Annotated in this window: 9 protein-coding genes; 5 read left to right on the forward strand and 4 right to left on the reverse strand. The window is 41.9% G+C overall.

The genetic code is table 11. The features are described from left to right. The first annotated feature begins 275 nt into the window (after positions 1–275). On the forward strand, positions 276–773 hold the full coding sequence (locus tag EV695_RS17180; protein WP_131907250.1) for a P-loop nucleotide/nucleoside kinase family protein: 498 nt from the start codon (positions 276–278) through the stop codon (positions 771–773). Positions 774–929: 156 nt separating this feature from the next. Here EV695_RS17180 and EV695_RS17185 read toward each other — a convergent pair whose 3' ends face one another. The 3 genes from EV695_RS17185 to EV695_RS17195 are packed head-to-tail and all read right to left on the reverse strand — an operon-like array spanning position 930 to position 6918. Continuing rightward, positions 930–4427 (reverse strand): transglutaminase family protein, encoded by a 3498-nt coding sequence (locus EV695_RS17185; RefSeq protein ID WP_131907251.1) that lies wholly within the window; start codon positions 4425–4427, stop codon positions 930–932. Positions 4428–4444: 17 nt separating this feature from the next. Next, complete coding sequence (locus EV695_RS17190; protein ID WP_131907252.1) at positions 4445–5470, reverse strand: alpha-E domain-containing protein; 1026 nt, start codon at positions 5468–5470, stop codon at positions 4445–4447. A gap of 2 nt (positions 5471–5472) precedes the next feature. Continuing rightward, positions 5473–6918: a circularly permuted type 2 ATP-grasp protein gene (locus EV695_RS17195; protein ID WP_131907253.1), complete on the reverse strand. Its 1446-nt coding sequence runs from the start codon at positions 6916–6918 to the stop codon at positions 5473–5475. A gap of 390 nt (positions 6919–7308) precedes the next feature. Between EV695_RS17195 and EV695_RS17200 the strand changes: the two genes are divergently transcribed. Continuing rightward, positions 7309–8100, forward strand: a complete 792-nt coding sequence (locus tag EV695_RS17200; RefSeq protein WP_131907254.1) for an Ntn hydrolase family protein — start codon at positions 7309–7311, stop codon at positions 8098–8100. Between the two features lie 69 nt (positions 8101–8169). Here the strand turns inward: EV695_RS17200 and EV695_RS17205 are convergent, their stop codons facing one another. After that, positions 8170–10350 carry a YgiQ family radical SAM protein gene (locus tag EV695_RS17205; protein WP_424273803.1) on the reverse strand — a complete coding sequence of 727 codons (2181 nt, stop codon included), beginning with the start codon at positions 10348–10350 and terminating at the stop codon, positions 8170–8172. Positions 10351–10534: 184 nt separating this feature from the next. Between EV695_RS17205 and EV695_RS17210 the strand changes: the two genes are divergently transcribed. From EV695_RS17210 to EV695_RS17220, 3 genes are all read left to right on the forward strand, one after another. After that, entirely contained in the window at positions 10535–11392 is an 858-nt protein-coding gene (locus EV695_RS17210) for a hypothetical protein (RefSeq protein WP_131907256.1), read from the forward strand. 98 nt (positions 11393–11490) lie between these two features. Further along, positions 11491–12360, forward strand: a complete 870-nt coding sequence (locus EV695_RS17215) for a DMT family transporter (protein ID WP_131907257.1) — start codon at positions 11491–11493, stop codon at positions 12358–12360. A 10-nt stretch (positions 12361–12370) separates the two neighbouring features. Beyond that, on the forward strand, positions 12371–13141 hold the full coding sequence (locus EV695_RS17220) for a sulfite exporter TauE/SafE family protein (RefSeq protein WP_131907258.1): 771 nt from the start codon (positions 12371–12373) through the stop codon (positions 13139–13141). Positions 13142–13396: the final 255 nt, after the last annotated feature.

Below are 13396 nucleotides of genomic sequence, written 5' to 3' on the forward strand. Positions count from 1 at the left end.
GTATTTTTTTGTATAATACTTTTTATGTTCAACCCAAGACAGCAATGCCGAAATAGTATCAAAATACTATCCCTTAAGTTCCATCAGAACATCTTATTGCCTAAAAATCTGTAAATCAGAAAATTTAGCGATACTGTCTGCGGTGAATTGTATCAGGCTTAAGCTGTTGTGACGCTTAACTAATCACAACCCACCCCCCTACTTTCAGCACTTATTTTGGTAGATGAAGCGCTATCCTGCTATAACAAACTATCGATCATGATCAGGGAGAAAAAATGGCACGATTAATTCTAGTCTGCGGTCCTACAGGCGTTGGTAAAACCACTTATTCCGTAGCACTTGCTAAAGATGCTAAAGCTATCAGATTCTCCATAGACCCATGGATGCAAACACTATTCGCAGATGATATGACAGAGTTAGATTATTCCTGGATGATTGAAAGAGTGAACCGCTGTTACGAGAAAATCTGGAAAGTCAGTGAACAAATTCTGGCGATCGATGGAAATGTCATTTTAGATCTGGGCTTTACCACCAAAGAACAAAGAGAATTATTTTCTCAACGAGCAGCTAAGTTAGGCATAGATGCCGAAGTGCATTATTTAGATGCACCGACAGATATTCGCAGGAAACGTGTGGAGAAACGCAACGCGGAGAAAGACCCCGACGTTTATGCTTTTGAAGTTACTGAGATGATGTTTGATTTTATGGAACCACGATTTGAGATTCCTGATGAAGACGAACTTAAGAATGGATGCGTTGTAGATAATACATAGGGTTATTGGTTATTGGTTATTGCTTAAGTCACCCCCCTACTTATGGGCACTTTTTTATTGATGCTTTTATAGAATATTGAATACAAAGACTAAGCTTATAACAATCAAACATTATAAGCTTAGTCCAGTATTTACCTAATCAATGTCACAAACTCATTACGATTTAAAACATCTTAGATCTAAGGTGTACGGATATTCAGCTGTCATTTCTTCTGACAATTCACTGAAATCAGAACTACTCTTCTGATGTGTGACAAAGCTCTGCTTACCACCCAGTAATGGTGGAGCAACTACCGGAGCACTCGCAGGTGTATGACCAAAGTCCCAGAAACGACTGACTCTACGTGATTCAGCTTCTACCGCATTAATCGGTGAGTTCTCAGGGTTTAATCCGCCCGGATGTGCCACATGGTAAGTACAACCACCTATTGAGCGATCATTCCAGGTATCAACAACATCGATAACCAATGGCGCATGAATGCCAATCGTTGGATGCAATGCCGAAGGTGGATTCCACGCTCTGTAACGGATACCCGCAACATACTCGCCATGGGTTCCCGTACTCTTTAACGGCACACGATGACCATTACACACAATGATGTAACGTGAATCAGTGAAACCGTTAACAGTTATCTGAACACGTTCTACCGAAGAGTCCACGTAACGCGCTGTACCCTGACTTCCAGATTCTTCACCCAGCACATGCCATGGTTCAATTGCGCCGTGCAATACGACTTGCTTATCACCTAACTGCAACGTTCCGTAACGTGGGAATCTGAATTCAATGAAAGGCGCAAGCCATTCAAATTTGAAGTCATAACCAGCATCATTGATGTCACGGATAATTTCCTTCATATCCGATGCGACATAATGACCAAGCATGAAACGATCGTGGAGCTCTGTACCCCAACGAACCAAAGGCTTCTTGTATGGATTCTTCCAGAACCAAGCTAGCAAGGTTCTAATCAACAAGGCTTGCATCAAACTCATGTGAGGATGTGGTGGCATTTCAAAACCACGGAACTCTAGAATCCCCTGACGTCCTGATGCCGAATCTGGAGAGAATAGTTTATCGATACAAAACTCTGAACGATGCGTATTACCCGTGATATCCGTCAATAAATGACGTAATAAACGATCCACTAACCAAGGCTGATCAGTCTCGCCACTTGGCATTTGAGAGAATGCGATATCCAACTCATAGAGTTTTTCATCACGACCTTCATCGACACGTGGTGCCTGACTGGTTGGGCCAATAAATAATCCCGAGAACAAATAAGACAAGGCTGGATGATGTTGCCAGTACGTAACAAAACTCTGTAACAATTCAGGTCGTCTCAGGAACGGGCTATCCGTAGGTTGCGCAGCGCCCAGTGTTACGTGGTTACCACCACCGGTACCGGTGTGTCTGCCATCCTGCATGAATTTCTCTGTGCCCAAGCGACAAATACGTGCTTCTTCATAGAGAATTTCAGTGTGTTTAACCAGATCTGCCCAGTTGTTCGATGGGTGTATATTAACTTCGATAACGCCCGGATCAGGCGTAATCTGGAATGAAGTAACACGATGATCACGTGGTGGCGGGTAGCCTTCAATACGCACCGGTGTTTTCAGTTTTTCTGCGGTTAACTCTATGGCACTGATCAATTCCAGATAATGCTCAAGGTAACTCAATGGCGGCATAAACACGTGCAAATAGCCATCTCGTGCTTCGATAGACAGCGCGGTATGCGGCACATCAACAATAAACTTTTCGGTTTCCTTTTTCTTTCCTTTCTTGCCTTTTTTCTTACTGCTGGTTTCTTTACCTGAGTCTTTTTCCAGCTTCATGTCGGCAGTTGGCTGCTGTCTCTTTTTCGACTTACGCTTCAACCAGCCAAAGTAACTTTCAAGAATACCTACATTAGATTCATTTTCATCGTCATCCGAATTTTCATAACGATCAACAACTTCACCATAATAATCATCTAGCTCGCCTAGCTCTTCCATGGTGTCGCGATCTGTTTGTATTTCGCGCTCATCTTCTGCTTGCCATGGTAATGAGTCGAGTGGCAATCTGAGACCCATCGGTGAGTCACCTGGTATTAATTGCAGTCGATCATTTCTAAACTGCCAAGGCGCACTGTGCCATTTTAGTTCGTTGTAATCCCAGCTAATCGGCAGAACATAACCCACTTCACTGTCCAAACCTTGCATCAGCACTTTTGCAATTGCCTGACGTTCTAAGGAGTCTTTCAAACTCGCTTTTTGTGAGTCGAGATTTATCGGGATCGTACCCTCTTTCCAAAGGAAATATAACTGATCCTCAAACGCCGGAATAATGTACTTATCAGACAGCCCAAGATGCTTGGTTAAAATACGCGCAAACTCTTTCGCATGTTCAGGCGTCTGTTTGTAATCTTCATAATCTTTCGCTATAAGATCAGGATTTTTCCAGATCGCTTTTCCATCATTGCGCCAATAAGTACCTAGCGCCCAGCGTGGAATCTCTTCCCCTGGATACCATTTACCCTGGCCATAATGTAGCAAACTACCTGTAGAAAAACGATCCTTGAGGTTTAACAGTAACTGCCCTGCCAGAATACGTTTATGTTCTCCAAGTGCATCGGTGTTCCATTGCGGTGCTTCCATGTCATCGATGGAGACAAAGGTTGGCTCTCCACCCATGGTAAGACGCACATCTTCAGCGATGAGTACTTCATCAACCTTCTCACCCAGAGCATTGATCGCTTGCCACTGCTTTTCTGTATAAGGTTTGGTTACACGAGGATCTTCCCTTACACGTGTTACAACATTGCTGAAATTGAAGTCGATGACTTCACATTCATCCATGCCGCCTGTTACCGGTGCAGCACTTCCAGGGTCAGCAGTACATGCCAGCGGAATGTGGCCTTCACTGGCAAATAAACCTGATGTTGGGTCAAGACCAATCCAGCCTGCACCCGGGATAAATACTTCACACCACGCGTGTAAATCAGTGAAATCTTCTTCAGGGCCTGAAGGTCCATCCAGTGATTTTTCATCCGAAGTCAACTGCACTAAATAACCTGAAACGAAACGACTGGCTAAACCGAGGTGACGTAAAATTTGTACCAGCAACCAGGCACTGTCACGACAAGAACCGGTTGCTGTTTCGAGCGTTTCTTCACAGGTCTGAACACCTGGCTCCATACGGATGTTATAGCCGATCTCTTTTTCTAAGCGTTGATTCAACTGTACGAGGAAATCCTGTACACGTACTTCAGACTTATCAACACCTTTCAGCCACTCGTTGAGCTTGTCTCCATTTTCAGAGACATGTAAATACGGTGATAGCTCATTTTTTAGTTCGGCTTTATATTCAAAAGGATAATTTTCAGCATACTCTTCAACGAAAAAGTCAAAAGGGTTAATGACTGTCAATTCTGCCACTAAGTCGACTTCGAAAGAAAACTTGGTGGTTTTGTTAGGAAATACCAATCGTGCTTCATAGTTTCCGAAAGGGTCCTGCATCCAGTTGATATAATGATCTGCTGGTTCAATTCGCAAAGAATAGGATTTGATCGGAGTACGTGAATGTGGAGCCGGCCTCAAACGAATAACATGCGGGGAAAGATTGACGGCGCGATCATACGTGTACGACGTTTTATGGTTTAAAGCTACATCTATTGTCATATTTTATTATTCCTGATTCAGGCTTGGGTTTGTTTTTGAGAAAGATCTTCGTCGTTTTGAAGCGGCGACTCATCAATCTCTTCATCTGACGTTTGTTCGGTTATTACTTCTATCGACTTTGGAAACCAGGTCAGACTGATTCTGTTGTGAATTTTTATAATTCCTTTTTGAATATCATCGAAATAACGATGTAAGAATTCCGGAGAGACTTCTTTGTTTTCATCGAAACTGTTCAACTGACCTAGCAATAAATCCCAGCCTTCAAAAACGTCTTGATTATCCGGTAATTTAGAAGCACTTCTCTCAATTTCAGATAAGCAGTACTTAATCGAACGAGGAAATTCTTCTCTGCATAAAATAAAGTGAAGGACTTTAGTCGGTTCAATCTTTGGACCATTCGCACTTCGATACATCTGCACGGCATTTTGTGCTTTCAGTATTTCAAGCCAGATCAGCATATCAAAAGAATTAATTTCTATACTATCTCGACGCAAGAGGATACCCGCTGCCACATCCAGTATTCTGGATGTCATATCAGCCCTCTCGAGCATGATGCCTAACTGTAAGAAATCGTAAGCCTGATTTCGACTTAATGAATTTTGTATCATGCCATTAAATTGTAATGATCTGGAGATGATTTCTGTTAAGAATTTATAACGCACTCTTTTGTGCGTTGAATCATCCACCGATTCTTTGATAAATAAATTCAAATCGTTGAGCATTTCCCACGCTGCCGTAGGTATAACATCTCTGGATGTTCTAGCGTTTTCGCGAGCGGCTTTAATGGATGAGCGAATAGAACTTGGGTTTCTGATGTCGGCTAACAGAAACTTGATTACATTCTTCTCAGTAGCTTCGTCATAAAGTTTATTAAATTCATGCTCAGAAGACAGAATTCGCAATAACATATTCCAATCCAGCTTCTGAGCCTTGGGAATATCCATCATGACTTGCGAAAATGCCTTAAGCATTCTTGCGGTATCTTCAGTTCTTTCTATGTAACGGCCTAACCAGTAAACACGTTCTGCACTTGTAGATAACATAATTATTCATCCTCCTGTTCAACAATCCAGGTGTCTTTACTACCACCACCCTGTGATGAATTCACAACAAGTGACCCTTCTACCATTGCAACTCGTGTTAAACCTCCTTTAGTCACCCAACAATTTTCACCTTGTAAAATAAAAGGACGTAAATCAAGATGCCTAGGTGCAATCCCTTGATCGGTTATGACAGGAGCGGTTGATAAATCTAGCATGGGTTGTGCAACATAATTACGAGGGTTCTTCGCGATCAAACCACGAAATTCTTCGATCTCTTCTTTAGTCGCTTTCGGACCCAACAGAATGCCGTATCCACCTGACTCATTTACCGGTTTGATGACCAAATCTTCAAGGTGCTCATTCACATAAGCAAAATCATCGTCTTCGTAACACAGGTAGGTTTTGACGTTAGGCAGAATTGCCTCTTCATCGAGATAATACTTAATCATCTTGGGCACGTAGGCATATACCGCTTTATCATCAGCAACACCACTACCGGGCGCATTAGATATGGCAACATTGCCTTTCTTCCAGGCTCTCATGATTCCTGGCACACCCAACATTGAATGCTTATTAAATACTTCTGGGTCGATAAACACATCATCGACACGGCGATAGATAACATCAACGCGTTGTGGGCCGTTTATTGTGCGCATATAAACACAGTCATCTTTATCGACGAATAAATCCGCCCCTTCGACTAATTCTGCACCCATTTCCTGCGCCAAAAAGGAATGTTCGTAATAAGCTGAGTTGTAGATACCCGGTGTTAGTACAGCAATCACTGGGGCTACATCTTTTCTTGGAGATAATGAAGCCAGCATTTCATGTAATCGGATTGGATAATCTGTAATTGGCGAGATACATTGGGTATCAAACACTTCAGGGAATATTCTTTTGGTGATTTCTCTATTCTCGATCATATAAGAAACACCAGAAGGAACACGTAAGTTATCTTCTAGCACTCTTAGGACACCATCACCATCTCGCACCAAATCAGTGCCAGAAATATTCGCCCATGCACCATGAGGGGGCGTTATGCCCTGACATGCCTTTAAATAGTTTGATGAGCCTTCAATCAGATGCCTCGGGACTAGTTTATCTTTTAAGATTTTTTGATCGTTATAGACGTCATTGATAAACATGTTTAGCGCCTTGATACGTTGTATCAGGCCTTTTTCAACGATCTTCCATTCGGACGATGGGATTGGTCTGGGTATGATATCAAATGGCCAGTGTCGGTCGATATTATTACCTTCCGAATATATGGTAAAAGATACCCCCATCTCTTCTATGCAGCGTTCCGAAGCCATTTTACGTGCCAGAACTTCATTTTTATCAAGAGATTTTAAGTAGTTATATAGTTCTTTTGCGACAGTTCGAGGTTGTGAGCTCGTTTCCATGATCTCATCAAAGAATACCCCGGAATTGTAATCATTCCATTCCATAAAATACCTATTTATTGACTTTATTATTGCTCAGACTATAAATCACAAATAGCTGAGAGTTATTCTTACCTAATTGAAGATTGATATAGAACAAAGAATATCACTGTTCCCATGTTGTACCTCTATACCCTTGTCTCTATAAGTTATAGTGCAAAAGGTGTGCCACAGTACATTTTTATTTAACATGAAACTGATAAAATACTTCTATGATTGAAATGTGAAGAAATAGCTATATATAAAGGTACGAACAGGCGTATACTGTATGGCTGTGTAACGCATATACATCAGCAAAATTCAATATTCGCATTACACATTCAGAAGAATAACAACTCTAAAATCTCTGTTCACTCAAATTTATTTCGTTATAACCAAGGTTAAAACACGTTTAGTATGACTTATTGTATTGCCATTAAAACCAACAACCGCTTGGTTTTCGCCTCTGATTCCAGAACCAATGCTGGTCCTGATCATGTATCCACCTACAGCAAAATGTTTAAGTGGGGTGTGCCCGGAGAGCGACAGTTTTTACTGGTAAGTGCTGGAAACCTTGCGACTACACAAGCAGTGGTTGAGACAATTGAACGAGACATGAAGGAGTCTGCTGCAGAAAACCTTCTCAATATTAAGTATATATCAGCAGTTGCTGACTACATTGGCAGAATTAGTCTAGAAGCACAAAACAAAAATAACAATCTGGGAATGATGGCTGGCTTCAATGCTGAATCGACATTCATTCTAGGCGGACAAATTGGCACAGAGCCTGCAAACATCTTCATGATTTACCCACAGGGAAATCATATCACCTGCCCAGAAACCACACCGTTTCTGCAGATTGGTGAAATCAAATACGGAAAACCACTACTAGATAGAGTAATCACGGACAAAACCACAGAGCGTGATGCCGTTCGTGCAGCCATGGTATCTATGGATTCAACCATGCGAAGTAACTCTACAGTTGGACCACCGATAGAGATTCAGAGTTACCACATTAATTCTTTGCAGCCTGGCAAGTACAAAATTTTTAGTGCTAATGACCCTTACTGGCAATTGCTGAGCTCTAACTGGGCTGAAAAGCTACTGGAGGCATTCTTGAAACTTCCCGAGTTGCCAGATTTTCCTAGCGACGAACCTGAGTTAACCTCAGTGGCTACCTCAACACAAACGCAATCCAACTTTAAATAAAAAGTCACCCCCCTACTTTGGGGCACTTTTTTATTCAGCAGATTAAATAGATAAAATACCAAACGTATTTTATCTATTTGAACTACGCTTCTTTCTTGAATTTTTAACGGGTTTTGCTTTGGCAAAGCCCGTTTTTGCTTTAGCTCCAGGCTTACCCTTACTCTGCGTATTCGCTTTTGTTTTTATACGATGATGGAAGTCGTTACCTTTTTTAGCCTGGCCATTCTTAGCACCTGCATTACCACCTCTTTTCTCGAGACGAGCATTAAACTCCGGAATCAGGTGTTCTTTGGTATTTCCTATTAATTCAGTACGGCCCATGCGTTTCAAAGCTACACGTATCATTTGCCAGTTATCCGGATCGTGATAACGCAAAAATGCTTTATGCAAACGTCGTGATTTAGCATCGCGCGCCGAATCAATATGCTCGGAAGCTTCGCCCACTTTTTTAAGCGGATTGATTTCACTGTGATACATCGCCGAAGCAAGTGCCATTGGTGTAGGAATAAAACCTTGAACCTGATCTGGCTTGAAGTTATTTTCTTTTAACCAAAGCGCTAAATTAAGCATATCTTCATCCGTCGTACCCGGATGCGATGAGATAAAATACGGGATTAAGTATTGTTCTTTACCCGCCTCTTTCGAGTACTTCTCAAACAACTCTTTAAATTTGTAATAGCTACCAATGCCCGGCTTCATCATTTTAGACAGCGTACTATGCTCTGTATGCTCTGGCGCTATCTTTAAACGTCCACCAACATGATGTGTCACTAATTCTTTTACATATTCGGGATCTGTAACCGCCAGATCGTAACGTAAACCAGAAGCGATAAAGATGCGCTTTACCCCTTCAATTTTACGCGCACGACGATACAGTTTCGTCAATGGCTTGTGATTGGTATTCAGGTTTTCACAAATCCCCGGATACACGCAAGATAAGCGACGACAAGATTCTTCGATTTTATTACTCTTGCAAGAGAGGCGATACATATTGGCTGTTGGACCACCAAGGTCGGAAATATTCCCAGTAAACCCGGGAACATTATCGCGAATCGCTTCGATTTCCTTGATTACCGAGTCTTCCGAACGGCTTTGGATAATACGCCCTTCGTGCTCTGTAATTGAACAGAAAGTACAGCCACCAAAACAACCACGCATGATATTCACCGAAAAACGAATCATATCGTAAGCCGGAATTTTTAAATCACCATAGCTAGGATGCGGTCTACGCGTATACGGAAATTCAAATAAGCCATCGAATTCTTCTGCACTCAGCGGCTGTGGCGGAGGGTTTAACCATACATCGCGCTTGCCATGCATTTGCACTAACGAGCGTGCATTACCCGGATTTGTTTCCAGATGAAACACACGTGAAGCATGCGCATATAATACTTTACTATCAACCACTTGATTGTGAGACGGCAATCGAATTACCGTAGTAGTGCGATCTAATTTTTTAGGGCGTTCGTGAAAATGAATCACTTGAGCCGCCGCACTGTTTAATTTGGCTTCTGTTTCATCATCAATCGCTTGCTGACTATTCTTGTCGCAATCAGCAGTTTGCGTAGTATCGATGTATGGATTTGAATCTGGGTGTTCGATAGAACCGACTTCATCGAGGTCTGTAGAATCGATCACCGTCCAGCCTTCCGGAACTCCCTGACGCATAAACCCAGTGCCGCGAATATCGGTAATCTCGCCGATTTTTTCGCCTGCCGCTAAACGATGCGCGACTTCAACAATCGCTCTTTCTGCATTACCGAAAAGCAACATATCCGCTTTTGAATCTGGCAAGATTGAACGCCTTACTTTTTCTGTCCAGTAATCGTATTGTGCAATACGTCGTAAACTCGCTTCGATACCACCAATAATTACTGGCACACCTTTGTAAGCTTCTCTGGCACGCTGCGCATAAACCACGGTTGCGCGATTTGGGCGTTTACCCGCTTTTGCGCCAGCAGTATAAGCATCATCAGAACGTGGTTTTCTATCTGCAGTGTAATGATTCACCATCGAATCCATATTTCCTGCAGCAATTCCGTAGAAAAGATTTGGCTTTCCTAATTTGCAAAAATCGTCTGCTGAGCGCCAATCTGGCTGAGAAATAATCCCAACACGAAAGCCTTGAGATTCGAGTAATCGGCCGATAATAGCCATACCAAAGCTAGGGTGATCGACATAAGCATCGCCTGTTACAATAATGATGTCGCAGGAGTCCCAACCGAGATCATCCATTTCATCACGTGACATTGGCAATACAGGGGCGGCTCCGAACTTATGAGGCCAGAACTTCCTGTACGAGAATAATTTGGGGGCTGTAATTTCCATAGTGCGGGCAATTATACGCTATCATCACAAGTAGGTATAAACCTATTAACTCTGTTTAATTTTTAATGCAAAGGTATCATCAAAAACCAAGAAAAATATATTATCAATGAATATATGGAAAACAATAATATCACTCCTGCTCACACTTTCTATAAGCGTTGTTTATGGTGATTATGCGGTTGTTCCAAATGATGTCCATAAAGCATATACCCAACTCCTTAAAAACAGGTCAGCACTGGACATAACAGATTACTCTGGCTCACACACCAACAGAGATGTCGTTGAAGCTATTATCTGGCAACAGGCACTGAAAAAAGGCGGGTATAACAAGACTATAAATATCGAGGCATTAGATATTACGTATTCACGAGTCATCCTTGAAATAAAACACGGAACAATTGCGGCATTTGCCAACTCAGTCTGGCTAGATGACATTGAAGGTCATGAAAATTATAAAGAGTTGTTTTATATAACTGAGGCTGTCATACCTGAACATAAGTTTTATGCAGGTTTTTACACCACGCCTGACCGCGTTAACCAGATTAACATCAAAGACAAAGATAGCCTCAGCAACTATAAGTTTAGTTGCAATCGACACTGGAAAAAAGACAACGAATTATTAAAGCATCTTAATGCCGACTGCATGTTTTCAAACACCTGGAAAGCGACGGTAGATAAACTCAAAAACAAACATGCAGATATAGTTCTTGCCCCCTTTCAGGCTAGCAAAGATATGAGCTTGATCGCATTTGGAGAAAAATTAGTGCCCGTCCCTAATGTAAAAACCAGCCTTCCGGGCAAACGGGTATTTATCATCTCTAAAAAATCAAGAAACGGGGAAGCACTGATAAAAGCATTGAACAAAGGCATTCGACTAATGCACAAGGAGGGGCTAATTGAAAAAGCCTATGAACAATCAGGGTTTTATAACCATAAAACAAAAGAGTGGAAGTTAATCGACTAGTCTCACTCTTTCTAAAAATACTAAGAACATACACTGTATTCAAATTTTAAAAACAATCTGTCTATTCTGTTTTTAAACTTTACGACTATACTCCACCGATGACTCGCTTCATCCCAATAATATTTGTACTACTTTGGTCCACCGGTTTTATCGGCGCCAAGTTTGGCCTGCCGTACGCAGAACCCTTCACAATGTTGATGTGGCGCATGATAATCGTCGTACCACTATTCTTCCTCGTGGTACTTATCATGAAGCGTCCGAGTATTAGTGGCAAAGATGCCGCAATACAAGGCCTGGTCGGATTGCTGATTCACGGCTTTTATCTTGGCGGTGTGTTTGCAGCTATATCAGTAGGGATGCCAACCGGACTCACTTCTCTATACGTTAGTTTAAACCCTATTCTTATCGCGATATTTTCCGGGATATTTTTACACACCATAATTACCAAGCGTGAATGGTTGAGTTTATTCCTGGGCTTCCTTGGCGTAGCCATCGTTATCTATGGCGCCTCAAAGTGGGAGGGTGTCATTAGCGCAAAGGGTATAGGCCTTCTAACTGTGGCATTAGTAAGCATTTGCGCGGGCACCTTAATACAAAAAAAATATGCACAAAATGTAGGATTAATTAGAGGTTCGATGTATCAATATGCCTCCTCCTTATTACTCTATCTCATTCTCTCTTTCACCATAGAAACGGGAGAAGTAGAATGGAATCTGACTTTTATCGCCACACTGGCATGGCTAGTTATCGTGCTCTCATTCGCCGCTGTTTTACTCTTGATGTATATGATCCAGAATGGCGAGGCTACCAAGGTGGCGAGTTATTTTTATTTAGTACCTCCCATTACAGTTTTACAAGGTTGGCTTTTCTTCGATGAACAGTTAAGTTGGCTAACCTTTGTAGGAGGAGGTCTCGTCGTTTTTGCGCTAATGATGGGTAGACCCTTAAAAGCCAAAACAAACAAGTGAGTTATCAAATTTGTTAGAGTATCTTTTAATTATCGCAGCTGGCTTACTCGGTGGAATGTTAAATGCCGTCGCAGGTGGAGGAAGCTTCATTACATTGCCTGCCCTAATATTTGTTGGCGTACCACCCGTCATGGCTAATGCAACTGGCACCGCCGCCCTGCTTCCCGGGTATATCGCAAGCGCATGGCGCTTTAGAAAAGATATCAAGTTTCCTGCCAACTTAAGCTTTAAAACGCTTTCTACCATTTCAATTCTCGGTGGCTCTCTGGGTGCCACAATTTTATTATTTACCAGCGAACAGGTATTTTCGTCATTGATACCCTGGTTGATTCTTATTGCCACGCTGTTATTTATTATTGGGCCGCGTTTACTACCAAAGAAACAAGAAACCGATAATGACGCTCTAGCAAAACAAACGAACCATAATAAAAGCAAAGTAACGGTTTTTTTAGTGATGTTCTTCGTTTGTGCTTATGGCGGTTATTTTAATGGCGGGCTTGGCATAATCTTGCTCGCTGCATTAGCGCTCTTAGGGCAAACAAATCTTCTGAGCATGAATGGCATCAAGAATTTCGTATCCGCGCTATTAACCGCTATCGCTGTCCTTGTGTATGCCTCTGGCGGCGTTATTGAATACAATTTTTTAGTCATTATGGGGATAGCTGCTATCGTCGGTGGTTATGTAGGTGCTGCACTTGCCTATCGTATCCCTCAGAATATTATGCGAGGTTTCATAATTGCCATTGGTTTGATTATGTCTGTGGTGTTTTTCCTGAGATAGACATCTAATTTTTCAAAGACCAATATTTTCGCCATGCTTATTGCTAGAACGAAAGACCCTCACCTCTTTTCTTTATCAAACTAAAAACAACATTCCTGGTTTTATCAAGGCAACTGCATAGGCATCACTCGCAGATATGGCAGCAGTTATATCTAAATAAAGATAATCGAAGATCTGTTTTGGCACCCCCCACCTTTCGGTGCACTTTTTATATGCTCTTGGTTCATAAAGTTTAAAAAATAAAACCGCATTTCT

This window comes from Cocleimonas flava (assembly GCF_004339015.1).
Taxonomy (GTDB): domain Bacteria; phylum Pseudomonadota; class Gammaproteobacteria; order Thiotrichales; family Thiotrichaceae; genus Cocleimonas; species Cocleimonas flava.

Bases quoted from the DNA above. Each gene is read 5' to 3' on its own strand.
- EV695_RS17180 (WP_131907250.1), top strand. From the start codon at position 276: ATGGCACGATTAATTCTAGTCTGCGGTCCTACAGGCGTTGGTAAAACC.
- EV695_RS17215 (WP_131907257.1), top strand. From the start codon at position 11,491: ATGACTCGCTTCATCCCAATAATATTTGTACTACTTTGGTCCACCGGT.
- EV695_RS17195 (WP_131907253.1), bottom strand. From the start codon at position 6,918: ATGGAATGGAATGATTACAATTCCGGGGTATTCTTTGATGAGATCATG.
- EV695_RS17190 (WP_131907252.1), bottom strand. From the start codon at position 5,470: ATGTTATCTACAAGTGCAGAACGTGTTTACTGGTTAGGCCGTTACATA.
- EV695_RS17200 (WP_131907254.1), top strand. From the start codon at position 7,309: ATGACTTATTGTATTGCCATTAAAACCAACAACCGCTTGGTTTTCGCC.
- EV695_RS17185 (WP_131907251.1), bottom strand. From the start codon at position 4,427: ATGACAATAGATGTAGCTTTAAACCATAAAACGTCGTACACGTATGAT.
- EV695_RS17205 (WP_424273803.1), bottom strand. From the start codon at position 10,350: ATGTCACGTGATGAAATGGATGATCTCGGTTGGGACTCCTGCGACATC.
- EV695_RS17210 (WP_131907256.1), top strand. From the start codon at position 10,535: ATGAATATATGGAAAACAATAATATCACTCCTGCTCACACTTTCTATA.